Source organism: Actinomyces oris (assembly GCF_006546825.1).
Taxonomy (GTDB): domain Bacteria; phylum Actinomycetota; class Actinomycetes; order Actinomycetales; family Actinomycetaceae; genus Actinomyces; species Actinomyces oris.
On sequence record NZ_VICC01000004.1, the window covers coordinates 340,683 to 362,872 of the forward strand.

Below are 22,190 nucleotides of genomic sequence, written 5' to 3' on the forward strand. Positions count from 1 at the left end.
CTGCTCAGGTCGGTTCTCACTGCTCGCCCTGGGCGGGCAGGGGCCGCGTGGCCCGGTGAACCGCGACGATCCCGCCGGAGAGGTTCTTATAGCCCACGCCCCGCCAGCCGGCCTCCTGCATGAGGCCGGCCAGCTCCCGCTGGTCCGGCCAGGCCAGGATCGACTCGCCCAGGTAGTCGTAGGCCTCGGTGTTCGACGAGACCAGGCGGGCGGCGGCCGGCAGGGCGCTGCCCAGGTAGAAGCGGTACAGGTGGCGGAAGGCCGGCCAGGTCGGGGTGGAGAACTCCGCGATGACGATCCGCCCGCCCGGTACCGTCACCCGGCGCATCTCCGACAGTGCCCGCGCCGTGTCCTGCACGTTGCGCAGCCCGTAGGAGATGGTGACGACGTCGAAGCTCTCGTCGGCGAAGGGCAGCGCCGTGGCGTCCCCGGCCACGAAGGCGATCTCGGGGTGGCGACGCTTGCCCTCGGCCACCATGCCGGTGGAGAAGTCGCAGGCCACGACCTCGGCGCCGTCGGCGGCGTACTCCACCGAGGAGGTGCCGGTCCCCGCGGCCAGGTCCAGGACGCGCGTCCCCGGCCTCGCGGCGACGGCCGCGCGCGTCACCCGGCGCCACATGTGCACCTGGAACAGGCTCATCACGTCATTGGACAGGTCGTAGCGGCGCGCAACGGCGTCGAACATCCCGGCGACCTCGCGTGGGTCCTTGGCGAGGCTGGCTCGAAGGGGGGATCGGCTCATGGGGGTCATCATCGCAAATCCCGGCCGCGGTCTCGCCGCCAAGGCGTGCCGCAGACCGCTCCCAGCCGGCCTCCGACCGCGCCGGTGCCGCTCTAGGACGCAGGTCCCGTCCGACAGTGTTGAAATTCGTCACTCACTTGCAGCGTAATTCTGGGGTGCCACCATCTGCCGTTGAGGTGGGGACTTCTCTGAGGAATGCCGTCACGGCAACGAAAACTGCGGTTCGCCTCCTGTCTCGCCGCTCCCGTCATGGAGGCGTCGGCCGCCTGGGTACAGTCGGCACAGGCTCCGCCCAGTGCGGGGCCTGCATTACGGTGCCAACTGTGATGCCTATGACAACGCCCGCTGTACCAGAAGTGCCGAGGAGGGAAGCCCGAGTGAGCCAGGCAGCCGCCCAGTCCAGCGCCTCCGCCTCTGCCGACGTCATCGTCGTCGGGGCCGGCCCGGCCGGCTCCTCGGCGGCCTACCACATGGCCACTCTTGGCCTCGACGTCATCCTCCTGGAGAAGCAGGAGCTCGGCCGGGACAAGGTCTGCGGGGACGGCCTGACCCCCTCGGCCGTGCGCGAGCTGGTCTCCATGGGGATGGACACCACCGGCTGGCAGCGCAACCGCGGCCTACGCGTCATCGGCGGCGGGCACCTCCTCCACTTCCCCTGGCCGGAGCAGGCCTCCTTCCCCTCCTACGGGATGGCCCGCCCTCGCGCCCTGCTCGACCGCGACCTGGCCGAGCACGCCGCCGCAGCCGGCGCCCGCCTGCTCACCGGCGTCACCGTCACCGCCCCCGTCACCTCTCCCACCGGGCGCGTCACCGGTGTTGAGGCCCGCCCCACCAACCGGGTCGCCTACCCCGGCATCGAGGGGCCCACCACCTTCACCGCCCCGCTGGTCGTCGACGCCGGAGGCGTCTCGGCCCGCCTGGCTACCGCCGTCGGGCGCACCAAGAACGAGCGCCGCCCCATGGGCGTGGCCGTGCGCGCCTACTTCCGCTCCCCGCGCGCCAAGGACGCCTGGATGGAGTCCCGTCTCGAGCTGTGGGACGGCACGCCCGGCAAGTCCGACCTCCTGCCCGGCTACGGCTGGATCTGGTCCGTGGGGGAGGGGCTGGTCAACGTCGGACTCGGCTCGGTCTCCTCGCGCGCCCAGGCCACCGCCATCGACTACCGCGCCGTGTTCAACCGCTGGATGGACAATGTCCCGGCCTCCTGGGGCTTCACCAAGGAGAACCAGGTCGGCGGCCTGGTCAGCGCCGCCCTGCCCATGGCCTTCAACCGCAAGCCGCACTACGCAGACGGCCTCATGCTGCTGGGCGACGCAGGCGGCATGGTCTCGCCCTTCAACGGCGAGGGCATCGCCCAGGCCCTCATGTCCGGCCGCCTGGCCGCCCAGGCCGCCGCCCAGGCATCAGCCCGCACGACCACCTCCGGCCGCGAGCAGGTCCTGGCCCAGTACCCCAAGGCCCTCAGCTCCGAGATGGGCGGCTACTACACGCTCGGCCGTGTCTTCGTCGCCCTCATCGAGCACCCCGAGGTCATGCGCCTGTGCACCCGCTACGGGCTGCCGCGCAAGCGCCTCATGAAGCTCGTCACCAAGCTCCTGTCTGACGGGTGGGAGCGCCGCGGCGGCGACGGAATCGACCACTTCATCCAGCTCCTGACAAGGATGGTGCCGGAAGCATGAACCCCTACGCCTCCCTGCTCATCATGGCCGCGCTGGCCCTCCTGGTGGCCGTCGGCGGTCTGGCCATGAGCGCCATCATCAGCCCCGCCCGGCGCAACCGGGTCAAGGTCGCCAACTACGAGTGCGGCATCGACCCCACCCCCGCCAACACCGAGCACGGGCGCTTCCCCGTCTCCTTCTACCTGGTGGGCATGACCTTCATCATCTTCGATGTCGAGGTGGTCTTCCTCTACCCCTGGGCGACGGCCTTCGGGCGCCTGGGCTTCTTCGGGCTGGGGGCGGCCGTCCTGTTCATCGGCCTCATCACCGTGCCCTACATCCTCGAGTGGCGTCGCGGCGGACTGGACTGGGACTGAAGCCGCTCTGAACGGCCAGGACCCAGCCCGACGATCCCAAGGAGAACACAGCAGTGAAGAGCATGAAGAAGCACAACGCCTACATGGCGTCCATCCCGTCCAAGCGGAATGACCCCTACGCCGCCGCTGCCGCCGAGGTGGACAGCCCGGGCTTCCTGCTGACCACCGTCGAGAAGCTTGCGGGCCTGGCCCAGGCCCGCTCCATGTGGCCCGTCACCATGGGCCTGGCCTGCTGCGCCATCGAGATGATGGCCGCCGGCACCCCCCGCTTCGACATGGCCCGCTTCGGCTGGGAGGTCTTCCGCGCCTCCCCGCGCCACGCCGACGTCATGATCGTCTCGGGCCGCGTCTCCCACAAGATGGCCCCCATCGTGCGCAACGTCTACGACTCCATGCCCGAGCCCAAGTGGGTCATCTCCATGGGGGCCTGCGCCTCCTCGGGAGGCATCTTCAACAACTACGCCGTCGTCCAGGGCTGCGACCACATCGTCCCGGTGGACATCTACCTGCCGGGCTGCCCGCCGCGCCCCGAGATGCTCCTCAACGCCATGCTCGAGCTCACCCGCCAGATCGAGAAGAAGCCGCTGTTCAAGCACCGCGAGGAGATCGCCCGCGCCGTCGAGGCCGCCGCGCTGTCGGCCACCCCCACCCATGAGATGAAGGGCCTGCTGGCATGAGTGAGAAGAACACCCCGGCACACGACTCAGGCTCCGAGGCCCTGACCGAGACTCCCGCGGTCCCCGCGGTCCCCGAGGTCGCCGGCACCCCCGTGCGCCCCGAGCTGCGCCTGGAGGTCATCACCGCCCCCACCGGCCAGTTCGGCGCCTCCGACGCAGGCGACACCACCGGCTACGGCGAGCACCGCAGCGTCGTCACCCTCGCCCCCGCCGCCGCGCGCCCCTACGGCGGATGGTTCGACGACGTCGTCGGCGCCCTCATCGAGGACCTCCAGGAGGCCGGCATCGACCCGGCCGCCGCCATCGAGAAGGTCGTCATCGAGCACGACGAGCTCACCCTGTTCATCGCCCGCGAGCACCTGCTCGACGTCGCCTGCCCCCTGCGCGACGACCAGGACCTGCGCTTCGAGCTGTGCCTGGGCGTCAGCGGCGTCCACTACCCCGAGCTGGCCGGGCGCGAGCTGCACGCCTGCATCCAGCTCATGAGCCTGACCCACGGCGGACGCCAGCTGCGCCTGCAGGTCGCCTGCCCTGAGACCGACCCGCACGTGCCCTCCCTCGTCTCGCTCTACCCCGGCAACGACTGGCACGAGCGTGAGACCTGGGACCTCATGGGCATCGTCTTCGACGGCCACCCCCACCTGACCCGCACCGCCATGCCCGACGACTGGGTGGGCCACCCCCAGCGCAAGGACTACCCGCTGGGCGGCATCCCCGTCGAGTACAAGGGCGCCCAGACCCCGCCCGCCGACACTCGGAGGTCCTACCGCTGATGAGCACCGCACGCACCTTCCGCGCCTCCGGCCCCGCCACGGACGAGCTGTCCGCCGGCGCCGAGCAGTTCACCGTCAGCGGCGGGGACTGGGACGACGTCGTCGCCCAGATCGCCGAGCGCGACGAGGCCGACCGCCTGCGCAACGACCGGATCGTCCTCAACATGGGCCCGGTCCACCCCTCCACCCACGGCGTGCTGCGCCTGGTCCTGGAGGCCGACGGCGAGGTCGTCACCGAGGTCCGCGTCGGAACCGGCTACCTGCACACCGGTATCGAGAAGAACATGGAGTATCGCACCTGGGTGCAGGGCGAGACCTTCGTGACCCGCATGGACTACGTGGCCCCCTTCTTTCAGGAGGTCGCCTACGCGCTCGCCGTCGAGAAGCTCCTGGGCATCACCGACGACATCCCGGAGAAGGCCACCGTCACCCGCGTGCTGCTCATGGAGCTCAACCGCATCGCCTCCCACGTCGTGGCCGTGGGCACCGGGGGCAACGAGATGGGCGGCACCACGCTCATGACCATCGCCTTCCGCTGCCGCGAGAACATCCTCAAGGCCTTCGAGATGGTCTCCGGGCTGCGCATGAACCACGCCTACGTCCGCCCCGGGGGCCTGGCCCAGGACATCCCCGAGGGCTTCACCGAGTTCGTGCGCTCGGTCATGCCGGACATCAAGAAGGACATCCATGAGCTCGAGCTGCTGCTCCTGGAGAACCCGATCCTCAAGTCCCGCTTCATCGGCGTGGGGGAGATCAGCCTGGCCGGAGGGCTCGCCCTGGGCCTGACCGGGCCCTGCCTGCGCGCGGCCGGCTACCCGCTGGACCTGCGGCGCACCAACCCTTACTGCGGCTACGAGACCTACGACTTCCGGGTCCCCACCTACAAGGTCTCCGACTGCTACAACCGCCTGCGCATCCGCCTGGACGAGGCCTACGAGTCCCTCAAGATCGTCTCCCAGTGCCTGGACCGCCTCGAGGAGATCGCCGCCCGCGGCGACGACCCCTCCAACACCACGATGGTGGCCGACCCGACCATCGCCTGGCCCGCCCGCATGTCCATCGCCACCGACGGCCAGGGCCAGTCCCTGGAGCACGTGCGCGAGATCATGGGCAGCTCCATGGAGTCCCTCATCCACCACTTCAAGCTGGTGACCCAGGGCTTCCGGGTCCCGGCCGGGCAGGTCTACCAGACCGTTGAGCACGCCAAGGGGATCCTGGGCGTCCACGCCGTCTCCGACGGCGGCACCCGCCCCTACCGGGTCCACTTCCGCGACCCCTCCTTCTCCAACCTGCAGTCGCTGGCCATGATGGGGGAGGGCGGCATGATCGCCGACCTCGTGCCCACCCTGGCCTCCATCGACCCCGTCCTGGGAGGCGTGGACCGCTGATGAGCACCACCGAGAACGCAGTCAACCCGGCCGTCGAGACCATCGCCACCGTCAGCGCGGTCGGCCCGGTGGGCACCGTCGCGCAAGCCGCCGTGGCCGCCGGCTACAGCTCAGAGGTCGCCCAGAGCCTGCAGGTCGACATCGAGCGGATCATCGCCCGTTACCCGGCGGGCAAGGAGCGCAGCGCCCTCATCCCGATGCTCCACCTCATCCAGTCCGTGGACGGCTACGTCTCCCCGGCCGGCATCGCCCTGTGCGCCGCCCGGCTCGGCCTGGAGCGGGCCGAGGTCAGCGCCGTGGCCACCTTCTACAGCCAGTTCCGCCGTCACCCGGTGGGCACCTACCACGTGGGCGTGTGCACCAACGCCCTGTGCGCCGTCATGGGCGGGGACGAGATCTGGAAGGCGGTCACCGAGCACACCGGCCTGGGCGCCGAGGAGACCAGCGAGGACGGCACCATCAGCCTCGAGCGCGTCGAGTGCAACGCCGCCTGCGACTACGCCCCCGTGGTCATGGTCAACTGGGAGTTCTTCGACAACCAGACCCCTGACTCCGCCGTCGCCATGATTAAGGCCCTCGAGCGCGGCGAGGACGTCGCCCCCACCCGCGGTCCCGAGACCGTCCCCACCTTCCGAGAGAACGAGCGCCTGCTGGCCGGCTTCGAGGACGGCCGCACCGACGAGGGGCGCGGCCCCGGCGAGCCGACCCTGCGTGGCCTGCGCATCGCCCGAGAGCAGGGCTGGACCGCGCCGAAGGAGGAGACCAAGTGAGTGACACCGCCACCTACACCGCGCCGGGGACCCTCACCCCGGTCCTGAGCGACCTGTGGGACCAGGAGCGCTCCTGGACCCTGCAGAGCTACCTCGACCACGGCGGCTACGAGGGCCTCAAGAAGGCCAAGACCCTCAGCTGCGAGGAGCTCATCGGCCTCATCAAGGACTCCGGTCTGCGCGGACGCGGCGGCGCCGGCTTCCCCACCGGCCTGAAGTGGTCCTTCCTGCCCCCGGTCGACGGCGGCCCGCGCTACCTCGTGGTCAACGCCGACGAGTCCGAGCCGGGCACCTGCAAGGACATCCCCACCATCATGTCCAACCCGCAGGCGCTCATCGAGGGCATCGCCATCACCTCGCGAGCCATCGGCGGCGACCACGCCTTCGTCTACCTGCGCGGCGAGGTCCCCCACGTCTACCGCCGCCTGCTCAGCGCCGTGCGCGAGGCCACCGAGTCCGGCCTGCTGGACACCGGCTTCGGGCTCGACGGCCAGCAGCGGCTTCGCATCACCGCCCACGCCGGTGCCGGCGCCTACATCTGCGGTGAGGAGACCGCCCTGCTGGACTCCCTGGAGGGCCGCCGCGGCCACCCCCGCCTCAAGCCGCCCTTCCCCGCCGTCGCCGGCCTCTACGCCCGGCCCACGGTGGTCAACAACGTCGAGACCATCGCCTCGGTCCCGGCGATCCTGGCCCGTGGCGCCCAGTGGTACTCCACCATGGGCACCGAGAAGTCCAAGGGCCACGGCATCTTCTCCGTCTCCGGCCACGTGGCCCATCCGGGCCAGTACGAGGCCCCCTTCGGCATCACCATGCGCGAGCTCATCGAGCTCTCCGGCGGCATCCGTCCCGGCCACGAGCTGAAGTTCTGGGTGCCGGGAGGCTCCTCGACGCCGATCTTCGGCCCCGACGAGCTCGACGTCCCCCTGGACTACGAGTCCGTGGCCGAGGCCGGCTCCATGCTGGGTACCCGCGCCCTGCAGGTCTTCGACGAGACCGTCTCCGTGGTGCGCGTGGTCACCCGGTGGACCGAGTTCTACCAGCATGAGTCCTGCGGCAAGTGCACCCCCTGCCGCGAGGGCACCTACTGGATGCGCCAGATCATGCTGCGCCTGGAGGCCGGGCGCGGTCTGCCCGGCGACGTCGAGAAGCTCGAGTCCATCGCCTCCAACATCGCCGGACGCTCCTTCTGCGCCCTGGGTGACGCCTCCGCCACCCCGGTCCTGACCGGCATCAAGCGGTTCCGCGAAGAGTTCGAGGCCGGCTACACCGCCGCCGCCGGCGAGCTCTTCCCCTACGCCGCCTCCTCCGTCTTCGAAAGCGCACGGTGAGCCATGACTGCTGAGACGACCACCAAGAGCTCCGCACCCGCGGCGCCCCCGGCCCCCGAGATGGTCCACATGACCATCGACGGGCTGCCCGTCGAGGTCGAGAAGGGTACCCTCCTCATCCGCGCCGCCGAGCAGGTCGGCGTGCGCATCCCGCGCTTCTGCGACCACCCGCTGCTCGCGCCGTCGGCCAACTGCCGCCAGTGCCTGGTGGAGGTGGCGATGCCGGGGCGCGACGGCGTCGTGCGGCCCATGCCCAAGCCCCAGCCCTCCTGCGCCATGACCGCCATGGAGGGCATGGAGATCTCCACCCAGGCCACCAGCGAGGTCGCCGCCAAGGCCCAGGCCGGCACCATGGAGTTCCTCCTCATCAACCACCCGCTGGACTGCCCGGTGTGCGACAAGGGCGGCGAGTGCCCTCTGCAGAACCAGGCCCTGGAGCTCATGGCCTCCGGCGCCCAGTCCGCCACCCGCTTCACCGATGTCAAGCGCACCTTCCCCAAGCCGCTGCGCCTGACCAGCAACATCCTGCTGGACCGCGACCGCTGCATCCTGTGCCAGCGCTGCGTGCGCTTCGCCGACCAGATCCCCGGTGACCCCTTCATCGCCCTCCAGGGCCGCGGCGGCGGGCACCCCTCCTTCGACATGGACGGCGAGCCCGAGCACGCCGGGGGCCTGTACTCCGAGCAGATCGGGCGCTTCGACGCCCGCGTCCTGGACTTCCACACCGAGGCGCCCCAGGAGGGACTCGACGCCGACCTCCAGACGATCCGCGGCGTGCCCTCCCTGAGCGCCCTGGGAGACCTGACCGGCCCAGGCGGCGAGCCCGGGGCCTCCGACGGCACCGACTACGGCCCCGACCTGGGTGCCGGCCGCGAGGACCTGGACGCCTCCGGGCGCCCCTTCGCGTCCTACTTCTCGGGCAACATCATCCAGATCTGCCCCGTGGGCGCCCTGACCTCCGCGAAGTACCGCTTCCGGGCCCGCCCCATGGACCTGGTCTCCACCGACTCCGTCACCGAGCACGACGCCTCCGGATCCGCCATCCGCGTCGACATGCGCCGCGGCGTCGTCCTGCGTCACCTCGCGGGCAACGACCCCGAGGTCAACGAGGAGTGGATCACCGACAAGGACCGCTTCGCCTTCACCTGGTCCTCCCAGCCCGACCGCCTCACCGTGCCGCTCGTGCGCGACGAGGAGACCGGCGAGCTCGTCACCACCTCCTGGTCCGATGCTCTGGACGTGGCCGCCCAGGGGCTGGCCCGCGCCGCCGCAGACGGGGGAGTGGGGCTTCTGCCCGGAGGCCGCCTCACCCTGGAGGACGCCTGGGCCTGGTCCCGCTTCGCCCGCACCGTCCTGGGCACCAACGACATCGACCAGCGCGTGCGCAGCCACAGCCAGGAGGAGGACTCCTTCCTGGCCGCCCGCGTGGCCGGCACCGGGCTGGGCGCCGTCACCTACCGCCACCTGGAGCGGGCCGGACAGGTCCTGCTCCTGGGCCTGGAGCCCGAGGACGAGTGCGGTTCCCTGTTCCTGCGCCTGCGCAAGGGCGTGCGCGCCGGCGGCGTCAAGGTGGCCACCGTGACCACCTGCCTGAGCGCCGGCAGCCGCAAGCTCTCCGCCCAGGCCATCCTCACCCCGCCCGGTGAGGAGGCCCGCGTCGTCGCCCACCTCAGCCAGACCCACCCCGAGCTCGTCGAGGCCCTGCGGGCAGACGGCGCCACCATCCTCATCGGTGAGCGCGCCGCCCGCGTCCCCGGCCTGCTGAGTGTCGCCGACGCCCTGGCCACCGCCACCGGCGCCCACCTGGCCTGGGTACCGCGTCGCAGCGGCGAGCGCGGCGGCATCGAGGCGGGCCTGCTGCCCGGCCTCCTGCCCGGCGGTCGCCCCGTGGCCGACCCCGAGGCCCGCGCCCAGGTCGAGCAGGCCTGGAACCTGGGCCCCGAGCACCTTCTGCCTGCGGCACCGGGCCGCGATGCCACCGCCATCCTCTCGGCCCTCCTGGAAGGGAGCCTGGGCGGTGCGGTCGTCGGCGGCATCGACCTGCGCGACTTCCCCGACCCGGGCCTGGCCCGCGCGGCCCTGGCCGCCAGCGGCTTCACCGTCCAGCTCGAGGTGCGCCGCAGCGAGGTCAGCGAGCACGCCGACGTCGTCCTGCCCGTGGCCCCGGCCGTGGAGAAGAACGGCACCTTCGTCAACTGGGAGGGGCGCGTGCGCCCCTTCGGCCAGGCCCACGTCTCGCGCTCGCGCACCGATCGCCAGGTCCTGGGCATGCTCGCCGACGAGATGGGAGTCGACCTGCAGGTCGACGACCTGGTCGTCCTGCACGAGCAGCTCGCCGACCTGGGCCTGTGGCGCGGGCAGCGCCCGTCGGTCGCCTTCGGGCCCGCCCCGGCGGTCTGCGCCGGCGCCCCCGCCCCCGCCGACGACGGCGTCGAGGCCCGCCTGACCACTCACAAGCCCATGCTCGACGCCGGGCGCCTCCAGGACGGTGAGCCCTTCCTGGCCGCCACCGCCCTGCGCCCCATCGCCCGGGTGGGTGCCGACCTCGCCCAGCGCCTGCCGCTGACAGCCGGCCAGGAGGTGACCGTGGCGACCGCCGCCGGATCCATCACCCTGCCGGCCGTTGTCGGCGGAGTCAGCGACGGCACCGTGTGGCTGCCCGAGTGCTCGGCGGGCTCCACCGTCCACCAGACCCTGGGCGCCGGGCACGGCTCCCAGGTCACCGTGACCCATGCAGCGGAGGTACTGAGGTGAACCCGATCTACGCGGCTCAGGCCGCTGCCGACGACGCCCTGCCGAATGGGGGCGTGACCGCCGACTTCTCCGCCGAGACCTGGTGGCTGACCCTCATCAAGGCCGGCTTCATCGTCGCCTTCCTCATCGTCAGCGTCATGATGGCGCTGTGGGTGGAGCGGCGCGGCCTGGCCCGCATGCAGACCCGCCTGGGCCCCAACGTCAACGGCCCCCTCGGCCTGCTCCAGGCGGTCGCCGACGCCGGCAAGCTCATCATGAAGGAGGACTTCTGGCTCAAGGGGGCCGAGAAGGTCATCTACCTCCTGGCGCCACTCATCGCCGCCTTCAGCGCCTTCATGGTCTACGCGGTCATCCCCTTCGGGCCGCAGGTGAGCATCTTCGGCCACTCCACACCCCTGCAGCTGACCGACTTCCCGGTGGCGGTCCTCTACATCCTGGCCATCACCGCCTTCGGCGTCTACGGGATCATCCTGGGCGGCTGGTCCACGCACTCCACCTACCCGCTCTTCGGTGCCGTGCGCAGCGCCGCTCAGGTCATCTCCTACGAGCTGAGCATGAGCCTGTCCATCCTCACGGTCTTCCTGGCCTCGGGGACCATGTCCACCTCCGGGATCGTGACCGCCCAGCAGCGCATCTGGTGGGCCGTGGCGATGGTGCCCAGCTTCATCATCTACGTCATCTCCATGGTCGGTGAGGTCAACCGCCTCCCCTTCGACCTGCCCGAGGCCGAGGGCGAGCTCGTCGCCGGCCACATGGTCGAGTACTCCTCGATGAAGTTCGCCTGGTACTTCCTGGCCGAGTACATCAACATGTTCAACGTCTCGGCCGTGTGCGTCACCCTGTTCCTGGGCGGCTGGCGCTCGGCGATCCTCAGCCTGTTCTGGGAGGGCGCCAACTCCGGCTGGTGGCCGATGCTGTGGTTCGTCGCCAAGGTCTGGGCCGTCATGTTCTTCATGATCTGGACCCGCGGAACCCTCGTGCGCATCCGCTACGACCACTTCATGAAACTGGGCTGGAAGGTCCTCATCCCGATCTCCCTGGTCTGGTTCGTGCTGGTGGCCGTGGTGCGCGCCTTCCGCACCTTCTCGGGCGCCTCCGTGCAGGCCCTGCTGCTGCCGATGGCCGTCGTCTTCTGCGTCATCATGTTCATCCTCTTCCTCATTCCCGACAAGGAGGAAGAAGAGGAGCTCTACGAGGACTATGAGGACGACGACGAGGACGCCGACGACGAGGATGTCGAGATCCTGGACGCCGAGGACGACCACGTCGCCTTCCTCGAGGGCTTCCCGGTCCCGCCGCCTCCGGGCACGTCCCTGCCGCCCTCACCGCGCGCCCGCCGCGCCGCTCTGGCGGCGCAGGCGACCGGCGCGGCTGGAGACCCCGAGACCGGGGCGGCCACCGCCGTCGGCCTCCTGGAGGACACCGACATCGAGGACGACGACGCAGCCGGTTCCGCAGACTCCGCCGCCTCTGCCGAGTCCCCCGACTCAGCAGATGTGGCCGGCACGACAGTCCCGGCCGGTAAGGACGCAGCCACCGCCCTGCCCACCTTCACTCTTGACCTCAAGGCCGACCCGGCCGGCGACAAGAACACAGACACGGCCGCTGAGGCACCCCAGGAGGGAAAAGATGACTGATCGCCCCCACCGTTCCCGGGGCTCGCAGCACGACAAGTGGCTGCGTGACGCTCCCTCCGCCCTGGCCCGCGCCTTCGCGCCCGTGGCCGGCTACGGGGTCACCATCTCCTCGATGTTCCGCCCGGTGGTCACCGAGCAGTACCCCTTCGAGCCCCCACAGGTGATGCCCCGCTACCACGGGCGCCACCAGCTCAACCGCTACGACGACGGCCTGGAGAAGTGCATCGGCTGCGAGCTGTGCGCCTGGGCCTGCCCCGCCGACGCGATCTACGTCGAGGCCGCCTCCAACGAGCCCGGCGCCCAGTACTCGCCCGGCGAGCGCTACGGGCGCGTCTACCAGATCAACTACCTGCGCTGCATCTTCTGCGGCATGTGCATCGAGGCCTGCCCCACCAGGGCCCTGACCATGTCCACCGACTTCGATGAGCTCGTCGGCCCCGGCCGCGAGGGCCTCATCTACGAGAAGGAGGACCTGCTGGCCCCCGTGCCCGAGGGCGCCGTGTCCGCGCCTCACCCGATGGTCGAGGGCACCGAGGACGGCGACTACTACCGCGGGAAGGTCGTCGGCTCCACCCAGGCCCAGATCGACTGGGTGCGGAGCCACCGACCCGAGGATCCCAGCCTGGAGTCCGCCCGCGCCAAGGCCGCCTCCGGCCGGGGCAGCCGCCACACCGTGAAGGGAGCCCTGCGATGAGCACCCTGCTGATGACCGGAGCCCCCGCCGTCGCCCCGACCGCTCTGACTCAGGACGGTCACCTGGGGCCGGGCGAGGCCATCGTCTTCGGCGTCGTCGCCCTGGTCACCGTGGCCTGCGGCATCGGCGTCCTGACCGCCAAGCGCGCCGTGAACGCCGCCATCAACATGATCGGCATCATGATCTCGCTGGCCGTCCTCTACATCGTCAACGAGTCGCCCTTCATGGGCATCACCCAGGTCGTGGTCTACACCGGCGCCGTCATGACCCTCGTCCTGTTCGTCATCATGCTCGTGGGTGTGGGCGGTGACGAGCCGGTGGGTGCCGCCGGTACCGTCATGAGGCGCCCGGTCCTCATCCTCCTGGGACTGGGGCTGGCCGGCGCCCTGACCGCCGTCGTGTGGCGCTCCACCCTGCCGAAGCCGGCCGGTCTCAAGGACGGCGCCAAGGCCGCTCCCGACCTGCTGGCCGTCACGCTCTACCACGACCACGTCGTCACCATGGAGCTGACCGCCATCCTGCTCATCGTGGCCGCCGTCGGCGCCCTGACCCTCACCCACCGCCAGCGCATCCGGGCCCGGCTCAGTCAGCGGGCGGTGGCCGCGAGCAAGATGCAGGACTACGCCGCCAAGGGCGCCCACCCGGGCCAGAAGCCCATGCCCGGCGTCTACGCCTCCACCAACTCCGCCGCCGCCCCGGCCCTGGACGCCCAGGGCGAGGCCGTCGAGGAGTCCGTGCCCCGGGTCCTGCGGGCCCGCGGCCAGGGCCTGGAGCTGTCCGACGTCTCCCCAGAGATGGGACTGGCCCAGCGCTCGGGCACAATCGTCTCCCGCCTGGCCGGGGCCAGCCAGACCGGTCGGGCCAGCGGCCCCCGGGACGCCCGCCGCTCCGGGATGCCGTCCATGCCCGGCGCCGCCGCCCCCACCGTCAAGCAGCCCGTCCTCAGCGATGACGGGGCAGCCGACTCGGCCGCCCCGGAGCAGAAGGAGGAGAAGTGAGTCTCCCCATCACCGTCTACCTCATCCTGGCCGGGGTGCTGTTCACCCTGGGGGCACTCACGGTGCTGCTGCGCCGCAACGCCATCATCGAGCTCATGGGGGTTGAGCTCATGCTCAACTCCGTCAACCTCGTCCTGGTCACCTTCTCCCGGATCCACGGCAACCTCACCGGCCAGGTCTTCGCCTTCTTCGTCATGGTGGTGGCCGCCGCCGAGGTCGTGGTGGGTCTGAGCATCGTCGTATCCATCTTCCGCACCCGCAGGTCCACGTCGGTCGACGACGAGAACCTGCTCAAGAACTGAGGGGAGAGACCACCGACATGCTTCCCGCTTCTGTCACCGCCGTCGTGACGCCCCTGACCGAGGCCACCGGCCTGGCCTCCTGGGCCTGGCTGCTCATCGCCGTCCCCGCGGCCTCCGCCGTCTTCCTGCTGCTGGCCGGCCGCCGCTCCAACGCTTGGGGCCACTGGCTGGGCCTGGCCGCCTCCTTCGTCGCCGCCTGCCTGGGCGTGGGCATCCTCGTGCAGGTCCTGGGCCTGCCCGCCGAGGAACGCGTCATCGGCCTGCCCCTCTACCACTGGTTCTCCGCCGGGAACCTGAGCGTCGACGTCGGCCTGCGCCTGGACCCGCTGTCGCTGACCTTCGTCACGCTGGTCACCTGCGTCGGCTTCCTCATCCACCTGTACTCGGTGGCCTACATGGCCCACGACCGCGACCGGCGCCGCTTCTTCGCCTACCTCAACCTCTTCATCGCCGCGATGCTCACCCTGGTCCTGGGTGACTCCTACATCGTGCTCTTCGTCGGCTGGGAGGGCGTGGGGCTGGCCTCCTACCTGCTCATCGGCTTCTGGAACACCGCCGACGCCGACGCCCCCCAGGGCGAGCAGGCCACCAGCCGCGAGAATGCCGCTGCGGCCAAGAAGGCCTTCATCATGAACCGTGTGGGCGACGTCGGCCTCCTGCTGGCCATGATGACGATGGTCGGGCAGGTCGGCTCGGTCTCCTTCGACGCCGTCTCCGCCGCCTCCCTCGACGGCTCGGTGAGCACCGGCTGGCTCACCGCCATCGGCTTCTTCCTGCTCCTGGCGGCCTGCGGTAAGTCCGCCCAGTTCCCCCTCCAGGCCTGGCTGGGTGACGCCATGGCCGGCCCCACGCCGGTCTCGGCCCTCATCCACGCCGCCACCATGGTCACCGCGGGCGTCTACCTCATGGTCCGCTCCGCCGCCGTCTTCGAGGGCGCCCCCAGCGCCCAGACGGCCGTGGCCGTCATCGGCGCCATCACCTTGCTGCTGGGGGCCGTCATCGGAAGCGCAAAGGACGACATGAAGAAGGTCCTGGCCGCCTCCACCATGAGCCAGATCGGCTACATGATGCTGGGAGCGGGCCTGGGCCCGGTCGGCTACGCCTTCGCCATCTTCCACCTGCTCACCCACGGCTTCTTCAAGGCCCAGCTCTTCCTGGGGGCCGGCTCGGTCATGCACGCCATGGGCGACCAGGTCAACATGCGCCGCTTCGGCGGCCTGCGCGGCGCCATGACGATCACCTGGATCACCATGGGCATCGGCTGGCTCGCCATCCTGGGGGTGCCGCCCTTCTCCGGCTTCTGGTCCAAGGACCGCCTCATCGAGGCCGCCTTCGTCGGCGAGGGCGCCAAGCCCTGGATCCTGGGGACCATCGCCCTGCTGGGTGCGGGCCTGACCGCCTTCTACATGTCCCGCCTGTTCTTCATGATCTTCCACGGCAAGCAGCGCTGGACCACCAAGAAGGACCTGGAGGGCGAGGTCCACCCCCACGAGTCCGGCTGGCTCATGACCCTGCCCCTGATCGTCCTGTCCGTGTTCTCCGCGGGCCTGGGCGGGCTGCTGACCTACAACAACATGTTTGTCACCTGGCTGGAGCCGGTCACCGGTCACGCCGAGCACGGCGAGCCGGTCCTGCCGGCTACCGTCATCATGGGCGCCACCCTCGCCCTGGTCGTCGTCGGGGTTCTCGTGGCCTGGTGGATGTACGTGCGCCGCCCGGTGCCCGTCGTCCTGCAGCCGGCCAACCCCCTGGTGGAGGCCGCCCGCAAGGATATGTACCAGGACGCCATCAACGAGGCCCTGGCCATGCGCACCGGCCAGGGACTGGTCCTGGCCACCGACGCCGTCGAGCGCTACGTCGTCGACGGCGCCATCGAGGGTGCCGCCGCGGGCACCGGCGCCCTGGGGCGCCTGACCCGCCGTACCGAGTCCGGGTACGTGCGCTCCTACGCCGGCTACATGCTGGCCGGAACGGTCCTCGTACTCATCGCCGTCCTGGCCGCCAGGTTCTGAGAGGACACGACACATGCCGACTCTTCCCGCATCGCTGCCCGTCCTGACCGTCATGGCGGTCACGCCACTGGCCGGGGCGCTCCTGCTGTGGCTGGTCCCGCCACTGCGCCGGCTCCACGCCCGCGCCGTGGGCCTCGTGTTCTCCCTGGTGGTCCTCGCCCTGGGGCTGTGGGCGCTGAGCGCCTTCGACCTGGCTCAAGCCAGCACCGTCCAGCTGACCGACACCCACTCCTGGATCCCCGCCATCGGCGCCTCCTGGGCCCTGGGCGTCAACGGCCTGGGCCTGTCCATGGTGCTGCTGGGCGCCTTCGTCACGCCCCTGGTGCTGCTCGCCTCCTGGGGTGAGGTCCCCGCCGACCGGCAGGGCCTGTTCACCGGGCTCGTCCTGACGCTGGAGTTCTTCGTCGTCGTCATCTTCTCGGCCCGGGACCTGCTCCTGTTCTACCTGTGCTTCGAGGCGATGCTCATCCCGGTGTACTTCCTCATCGGCTGCTTCGGCGGGCAGAATCGCCAGCGCGCCGCCCTGAAGTTCCTCCTGTACTCCCTGGCCGGCGGGCTCATCATGCTCATCGGCGTCATCGCCGTCTCCCTGCACTCCGCCAAGAACGGTGTCCCCAGCTTCCTCATCGACTCGGTGGCGGCCAACCTGCACGTGTCCACCTCCGCCGGTCACTGGATCTTCCTGACCTTCTTCATCGCCTTCGCCATCAAGGCGCCGCTGGTCCCGGTCCACACCTGGCTGCCCGACACCGCCGAGCAGGCCACCCCGGGCACCTCGGTGCTGCTCATCGGCATTCTGGACAAGATCGGCACCTTCGGGATGATTACCCTGGTCCTGCCGATCTTCCCGGAGGCCTCCCGCTGGGCCGCCCCGGTGATCCTGGTCCTGGCGGTCGTCTCCATCATCTACGGGGGCCTGGCCGCCATCGCCCAGGACAATCTCTACCGCCTCATCTCCTACACCTCCGTGAGTCACTTCGGCTTCATGGTCCTGGGGATCTTCATCGGCAACCAGGTGGCCGCCAACGGCGCCATGGTCTACATGGTGGCCCACGGGCTGTCCATTGCTGGCCTCTACCTGGTCACCGGCTTCATGGCCCGGCGCACCGGGACGGTCGCCATTAGCGAGCTCGGCGGCATCGCCCGGGTCATGCCGCTGGTGGCCGGCACCTTCCTGGTCAGCGGGCTGGCCTCCATCGCCCTGCCGGGCCTGAGCGGGTTCGTGCCCGAGTGGATGGTGCTCACCGGCACCTTCTCGGTCTCGCTGGCCCTGGGCGGTGCGGCCGTCGTCGGCGTCGTCATCGCCGCCGTCTACATGCTGCTGCCCTACCAGCGGGTCTTCACCGGGGCGCCCGCCCCCGAGCGCGTGGGCAGCCCCGACCTCGACGGGCGCGAGCGCCTCGTCGTCGTCCCCATCATCGCCGCGATGCTCGCGCTCGGACTGGCCCCGGGCGTCTTAACGTCCGCCTTCGACGACGTCGCCCGGCAGGTCGCGCTCACGGTCACCAGCTCCTCGCAGGCTGAGGCCTCAGCCCGCGGCGCCGGTGACAGCCCCGATGCCGGCGGTGCGACTGACGCTCCCGCCGCCTCCACCGCTACGGAAGGGAACACCAAGTGAGCCCCTCAGCCACTGCCCCGATCGTCAACTGGGACGCCCTGACGCCGGTCCTCATCATCCTGGGCGCCGGTGTCCTGGGTGTTCTCGTGGAGGCCTTCATCGCTCGTCCTGCCCGTCTGGCCATCCAGTCCACGCTGAGCTTCCTGGCCATCCTGGCCTCCGGGGTCTCCCTGTTCCTACGCTGGGGCGAGGTCAAGGCCGCTGGGGCCGCCGCCGCGGCTGTACCCCAGTTCCGGCTCCCCAAGGGTTTCCTGCCGGGCGCCCGCATGTCCGCGGGTCTGACCGAGGACCCCTTCTCCATCGCCGCCCAGGGCATCCTCCTGGTCATCGGGCTGCTGGCCGTCCTGGTGATGGCCGACCGCACCTCGGTCGGTGATGGGGCCTTCGCGGCCCAGGCCGCCGACCGGCCCGGCAGTGCGGAGGAGAGCGAGTCCATCCTGGCCGGCTGGACCACGACCGAGATCTTCCCCCTGACCCTGTTCTCACTGGGCGGCATGATGCTCTTCGGGGCCAGCAGTGACCTCATCACGCTGTTCGTCATCCTGGAGATGATCTCCCTGCCGCTGTACATCCTGGCGGCCACCGCCCGCCACCGCCGGCTCCTCAGCCAGGAGGCGGCGCTGAAGTACTTCGTGCTGGGGGCCTTCGCCTCCGCCTTCCTCCTCATGGGCTCGGCCCTGCTCTACGGGGTGGCCGGCGCCGTCGACTACAAGACCCTGGGCGAGGCCGTGAGCAGCGCGGCGGGGCAGGACTGGCTCATCCTGGCCGGCCTCATGCTGGTGATCGTCGGCTTGCTGTTCAAGGTGGCGGCCGTGCCCTTCCACGCCTGGAGCCCGGACGTCTACCAGGGTGCCCCCACCCCGGTCACCGGGTTCATGGCCGCCGGCGTCAAGGCCGCCGCCTTCCTGGCCCTGGTGCGCTTCTACTACCTGATCGCCGGCGCCATGGGCTGGGACCTGGCCCCCGCCCTGTGGGCCGTGGCAGCACTGACCATGCTCCTGGGCACCGTCGTCGGGGTGGTTCAGCGCGACGTCAAGCGCATGCTCGCCTACTCGGCCATCGCCCACGCCGGCTTCATGCTCATCGGGATCGGGGCCTACTCCAAGGCGGCGATCTCCGCGCTCAGCTTCTACGCCCTGACCTACGGGATCGCCACCGTGGGGGCCTTCGGCATCATCACCCTGGTGCGCTCCCACCGCGACGGCTCCGTGGGCGGTGAGGACGGCGACCTGGATGCCTTCAAGGGCCTGGGACGCCGCAGCCCCTGGGCGGCCGGTGCCATGACCGTCTTCCTGCTGTCCTTCGCCGGAGTGCCCCTGACGGCCGGCTTCATGGCCAAGTTCCGGCTCTTCGCCACTGGCCTGAGCGGCAACGGGACGCCCTTCGTCATCCTCGCCGTCGTCTGCTCGGCCGTGACCGCCTTCTTCTACATGAGGCTCATCGTGCTCATGTTCTTCCATGAGCCCGACGGCGAGCGCTCCGTGGTCGTGGGCAGCCGCGGCCCGATCATCCTGGCGGTCAGCGTTGCGGTGATGGCCACAATCGGGTTGGGCATTTTGCCGCAGACCGCCTTCGACCTGTTCGACCAGACGGCTATGCTCCTTCCGTGATCGGATCACTGCCGCTGAGCGCCCCCGAGCTGGAGTCGCGCATCATTCCCGCCCTCCAGACCATTGAGGACCGCCTCATGGAGGTGGTCACCAGCGCCGACGAGACCATCAACCCGCCGACCTCGCACCTGGCCGAGGCCGGGGGCAAGCGCCTGCGCCCGGTCCTGGCCCTGCTGACCGCCCAGCTCGGCGACCCGGCCTTGGCCACCGGTGAGGAGATCCGCGACGCCGGGGTGGCCGTGGAGCTGACCCACATCGCCACCCTCTACCACGACGACGTCATGGACGAGGCCCCGCTGCGCCGCGGCGCCCCGAGCGCCCAGACCGTGTGGGGCAACTCCGCCGCCATCCTCACCGGCGACGTCCTCGTGGCCCGGGCCTCCCAGCTGGTGGCGGCCCTCGGTCCGCAGGCCGTTATGGCCCATGCCAAGACCTTCGAGCGCCTGTGCATGGGTCAGCTCCACGAGACCCTGCCACGCCCGGCAGGGACCGATCCGGTCGACCACTACATCCAGGTTCTGGCGGACAAGACCGGCTCCCTCATCGCAGTGTCCGCCCGCTACGGGGCGATGCTCACCGGTGCCGGGGCGCGCACCGAGCAGATCGTCGAGGAGTTCGGCGAGCGGATCGGTGTGGCCTTCCAGCTGGCCGACGACGTCATCGACCTCATGAGCGACTCGGCCACCACCGGCAAGACCCCCGGCACCGACCTGCGCGAGGGCGTGGACACCATGCCGGTCCTCCTCCTGCGCAAGGCCCTAGCGGCCGGCGAGCTCGACGCCGCCGGCCAGGCCATCCTCTCGCGCCTGTCCACCGGCGACCTCTCCGACGACGCCTTCCTGTCCGACGTCGTCGCTCGCCTGCGCGAGCACCCCGTCCTGGCCCGTACCCGCGAGATGGCCATGGACTGGGCCGCTCAGGCAGTGGAGGGCCTGGAGGGACTGGAGGAGGCCGTCCTTGACGGAACCCGGCAGCGCCTGGCCCAGACTGGCATCGAGGGCGAGGCCGCCGCGGCGGCTATGACTGATGCCGGTGAGCGGGTGAGGCAGGTGCGTGCGGCCATGGAGGACTTCGCCCGCATCCTCGTGGACCGGGCCGCCTGACCTGCAGGCCTGAGAACTGATGAGGCTCCGCAACTATCCATGACTCCCCATGGGTTCATGGGGAGCAGATGGGGAGTGATGGGGAGTTCTCCATCGCGGGTAGTGGATTGCGGTGCATAGGGTGCCACGTACGTGTTCCCAATGCGTTGAAAGGTCCTCGACATGTCGTCCTTGACGCCGCTGTCTCCTGATGTCTGTGCTCGACTGTCCCGACGTGGTGTCCTGACCCTGCCCGCCCTGGCCGGTGGGGGGCCGTCCTGTCGGGGTGCGGGGTGCTCAAGAAGGGCGATACCGCCTCCTCTGGGAAGAGCTCGGGTGCCGCGTCCCCACGTGCGGTCGCGACCGCGACTGGTCCTCATGGTGGGGTGATGTTGGATTCGGGGTTAGACGGGAAGGCTGTTTCGGTTGAGGTTGGTCCTGCCGTCGTGGTTGATGATCACACGGTGGTCAGGCTTGTGATGTCTAATCCAGGTGACGGGTACTATTACGTCTCTAGTACGTTTGGGACGATGGGGTCGCCGCTGTCGTTGCTGGACATCACAATGTTCTCTCTAGGTAAGGGGTTCGTATTTCCTCAGTTGAGCGTCGCGGGCAGCGATTTCCTTACGGAGGTGAGGAAGGATAGGCCCCTTGAGCTGTTTCCGGTGTTTGCCTCCTTGGGTGATGGGATTAACGCCGTGGAGGTTCTTCTGCCGCATCTTGGAATGGTAGTCGGGGTTCTGGTGGTAGATGAGGCTCATGCTGGATTCTCGGTCGCCGACGTGCTGGCAAAGACAGAGCTGGTCAAGAAATCTCCTGGACCGTTCAGACTGCAGAGCCATACGCTTTCTGCTGATGGGGCTTCGGACACGAAGCAGGATGAGAAGTCGACAACGGTGACGGTGGCCGGGGATGTCACGTTCGCGACGGACTCCGATCAGCTCTCGGCTCAGGCTGACAGTGTGCTGGCGACTGTGGTGGAGCAGATCAAGAAGTATCCCTCCGGTGGGGATCTGACAATCACGGGCCATACCGATGATGTCGCTGATGACGCACACAACCAGGATCTGTCGGAGCGGCGGGCCAAGGCAGTGTCAGAGCGGCTCAAGAAGCTGACGGACTTGTCTGCGTGGAAGGAGTCGGTCTCGGGCAAGGGGGAGTCCTCGCCGCGGGTTCCGAACGACACTGATGAGCATCGGCAGGCTAACCGTCGTGTGGAGATCACGCTAACACCATCGAAGCCGGCTGAGTCCAGCGCCCCACCGAGCGCGAGCGCAGGACCATCGTCGACCGCCATGCCGAAAGCCGCAGGGCCCGTGGGCAAGGGGCCTGAGGGGGTAGACGTGATTGTGGACGGCAAGAGACTGCATATGTCCATGGAGCGCATGTTTCGGATAGGGAGGTATCTGACAGGCTCGGTAGAACTGAGGTCGCAGCAGCAGATGGAACTTCAGATGGCGTCGTTCGCGCTGCCGTCAACTATGCAGACCCTGGCGGACTGGGTAATGGGCGGGGTGTACAGCCTCACCCTTTTGAGCGGGGACACGCGATACATGGAGGCCGATTTCGAGTCCGCTGATAGGGGACGGTTGCCTGCGGCCATGACAGCTCTCAACGGATCGGTCCATCCCGGTGAACCGCTGCGTCTTCCAGTTGTCTGGCCAGACATCGGAGGCGATTCAGCCGTCATCGACATACCAGGAGGCGAAGCAAGAGGCCCAGGTCGAGTTGTCGCGCGGCTTACCGACATCCCGATTATCAACGCGTAGT

General features: G+C 69.7%; 18 protein-coding genes. 17 read left to right on the plus strand and 1 reads right to left on the minus strand.

Annotated features, from left to right (window positions below):
* Positions 1-16: 16 nt before the first annotated feature.
* On the minus strand, positions 17-742 hold the full coding sequence (locus FK267_RS05750; RefSeq protein WP_141406594.1) for a demethylmenaquinone methyltransferase: 726 nt from the start codon (positions 740-742) through the stop codon (positions 17-19).
* 377 nt (positions 743-1,119) lie between these two features.
* Between FK267_RS05750 and FK267_RS05755 the strand changes: the two genes are divergently transcribed.
* The 17 genes from FK267_RS05755 (at position 1,120) to FK267_RS05835 (ending at position 22,189) form a co-directional block, all read left to right on the plus strand.
* Positions 1,120-2,421, plus strand: a complete 1,302-nt coding sequence (locus FK267_RS05755; protein ID WP_101558708.1) for a geranylgeranyl reductase family protein — start codon at positions 1,120-1,122, stop codon at positions 2,419-2,421.
* The gene (gene ndhC, locus FK267_RS05760; protein WP_003787163.1) at positions 2,418-2,777 is read left to right on the plus strand and encodes an NADH-quinone oxidoreductase subunit A; all 360 of its coding nucleotides are present in this window, start codon (positions 2,418-2,420) and stop codon (positions 2,775-2,777) included. The genes FK267_RS05755 and ndhC overlap by 4 nt, the downstream gene beginning before the upstream one ends.
* A gap of 62 nt (positions 2,778-2,839) precedes the next feature.
* Entirely contained in the window at positions 2,840-3,454 is a 615-nt protein-coding gene (locus tag FK267_RS05765) for an NADH-quinone oxidoreductase subunit B (RefSeq protein WP_175284728.1), read from the plus strand.
* Positions 3,451-4,227: an NADH-quinone oxidoreductase subunit C gene (locus FK267_RS05770; RefSeq protein ID WP_141406595.1), complete on the plus strand. Its 777-nt coding sequence runs from the start codon at positions 3,451-3,453 to the stop codon at positions 4,225-4,227. Before FK267_RS05765 ends, FK267_RS05770 begins: the two co-directional genes overlap by 4 nt.
* Positions 4,227-5,615, plus strand: coding sequence for an NADH-quinone oxidoreductase subunit D (locus FK267_RS05775; protein WP_141406596.1), 1,389 nt, complete (start codon positions 4,227-4,229; stop codon positions 5,613-5,615). The genes FK267_RS05770 and FK267_RS05775 overlap by 1 nt, the downstream gene beginning before the upstream one ends.
* Positions 5,615-6,385, plus strand: a complete 771-nt coding sequence (gene nuoE, locus FK267_RS05780; protein ID WP_141406597.1) for an NADH-quinone oxidoreductase subunit NuoE — start codon at positions 5,615-5,617, stop codon at positions 6,383-6,385. The genes FK267_RS05775 and nuoE overlap by 1 nt, the downstream gene beginning before the upstream one ends.
* Positions 6,382-7,713 carry an NADH-quinone oxidoreductase subunit NuoF gene (gene nuoF, locus FK267_RS05785; protein WP_101558704.1) on the plus strand — a complete coding sequence of 444 codons (1,332 nt, stop codon included), beginning with the start codon at positions 6,382-6,384 and terminating at the stop codon, positions 7,711-7,713. Before nuoE ends, nuoF begins: the two co-directional genes overlap by 4 nt.
* Before the next feature lie 3 nt (positions 7,714-7,716).
* Positions 7,717-10,467, plus strand: a complete 2,751-nt coding sequence (locus FK267_RS05790; protein ID WP_075378519.1) for an NADH-quinone oxidoreductase subunit G — start codon at positions 7,717-7,719, stop codon at positions 10,465-10,467.
* Positions 10,464-12,104, plus strand: a complete 1,641-nt coding sequence (nuoH, locus tag FK267_RS05795) for an NADH-quinone oxidoreductase subunit NuoH (RefSeq protein ID WP_075378520.1) — start codon at positions 10,464-10,466, stop codon at positions 12,102-12,104. The genes FK267_RS05790 and nuoH overlap by 4 nt, the downstream gene beginning before the upstream one ends.
* Positions 12,097-12,798: an NADH-quinone oxidoreductase subunit NuoI gene (gene nuoI, locus FK267_RS05800; RefSeq protein WP_075378521.1), complete on the plus strand. Its 702-nt coding sequence runs from the start codon at positions 12,097-12,099 to the stop codon at positions 12,796-12,798. The genes nuoH and nuoI overlap by 8 nt, the downstream gene beginning before the upstream one ends.
* Complete coding sequence (locus FK267_RS05805) at positions 12,795-13,796, plus strand: NADH-quinone oxidoreductase subunit J (protein ID WP_141406598.1); 1,002 nt, start codon at positions 12,795-12,797, stop codon at positions 13,794-13,796. Before nuoI ends, FK267_RS05805 begins: the two co-directional genes overlap by 4 nt.
* Positions 13,793-14,098: an NADH-quinone oxidoreductase subunit NuoK gene (nuoK, locus tag FK267_RS05810; RefSeq protein ID WP_003787144.1), complete on the plus strand. Its 306-nt coding sequence runs from the start codon at positions 13,793-13,795 to the stop codon at positions 14,096-14,098. The genes FK267_RS05805 and nuoK overlap by 4 nt, the downstream gene beginning before the upstream one ends.
* A gap of 17 nt (positions 14,099-14,115) precedes the next feature.
* Entirely contained in the window at positions 14,116-16,110 is a 1,995-nt protein-coding gene (gene nuoL / locus FK267_RS05815) for an NADH-quinone oxidoreductase subunit L (RefSeq protein WP_075378523.1), read from the plus strand.
* 13 nt (positions 16,111-16,123) lie between these two features.
* Positions 16,124-17,728, plus strand: coding sequence for an NADH-quinone oxidoreductase subunit M (locus FK267_RS05820; RefSeq protein ID WP_075378524.1), 1,605 nt, complete (start codon positions 16,124-16,126; stop codon positions 17,726-17,728).
* The gene (gene nuoN, locus FK267_RS05825) at positions 17,725-19,338 is read left to right on the plus strand and encodes an NADH-quinone oxidoreductase subunit NuoN (protein WP_075378525.1); all 1,614 of its coding nucleotides are present in this window, start codon (positions 17,725-17,727) and stop codon (positions 19,336-19,338) included. The genes FK267_RS05820 and nuoN overlap by 4 nt, the downstream gene beginning before the upstream one ends.
* The gene (locus FK267_RS05830; RefSeq protein WP_141406599.1) at positions 19,335-20,441 is read left to right on the plus strand and encodes a polyprenyl synthetase family protein; all 1,107 of its coding nucleotides are present in this window, start codon (positions 19,335-19,337) and stop codon (positions 20,439-20,441) included. Before nuoN ends, FK267_RS05830 begins: the two co-directional genes overlap by 4 nt.
* Before the next feature lie 368 nt (positions 20,442-20,809).
* Entirely contained in the window at positions 20,810-22,189 is a 1,380-nt protein-coding gene (locus FK267_RS05835; protein WP_141406674.1) for an OmpA family protein, read from the plus strand.
* The last annotated feature ends 1 nt before the right edge of the window (position 22,190 follow it).

Coding starts and splice junctions, on each gene's coding strand:
- FK267_RS05835 (WP_141406674.1), top strand. CDS start 20,810: ATGTTGGATTCGGGGTTAGACGGGAAGGCTGTTTCGGTTGAGGTTGGT.
- FK267_RS05765 (WP_175284728.1), top strand. CDS start 2,840: ATGAAGAAGCACAACGCCTACATGGCGTCCATCCCGTCCAAGCGGAAT.
- FK267_RS05775 (WP_141406596.1), top strand. CDS start 4,227: ATGAGCACCGCACGCACCTTCCGCGCCTCCGGCCCCGCCACGGACGAG.
- FK267_RS05750 (WP_141406594.1), bottom strand. CDS start 742: ATGAGCCGATCCCCCCTTCGAGCCAGCCTCGCCAAGGACCCACGCGAG.
- FK267_RS05770 (WP_141406595.1), top strand. CDS start 3,451: ATGAGTGAGAAGAACACCCCGGCACACGACTCAGGCTCCGAGGCCCTG.
- FK267_RS05790 (WP_075378519.1), top strand. CDS start 7,717: ATGACTGCTGAGACGACCACCAAGAGCTCCGCACCCGCGGCGCCCCCG.
- nuoL (WP_075378523.1), top strand. CDS start 14,116: ATGCTTCCCGCTTCTGTCACCGCCGTCGTGACGCCCCTGACCGAGGCC.
- FK267_RS05805 (WP_141406598.1), top strand. CDS start 12,795: ATGAGCACCCTGCTGATGACCGGAGCCCCCGCCGTCGCCCCGACCGCT.
- ndhC (WP_003787163.1), top strand. CDS start 2,418: ATGAACCCCTACGCCTCCCTGCTCATCATGGCCGCGCTGGCCCTCCTG.
- nuoI (WP_075378521.1), top strand. CDS start 12,097: ATGACTGATCGCCCCCACCGTTCCCGGGGCTCGCAGCACGACAAGTGG.
- FK267_RS05820 (WP_075378524.1), top strand. CDS start 16,124: ATGCCGACTCTTCCCGCATCGCTGCCCGTCCTGACCGTCATGGCGGTC.
- nuoE (WP_141406597.1), top strand. CDS start 5,615: ATGAGCACCACCGAGAACGCAGTCAACCCGGCCGTCGAGACCATCGCC.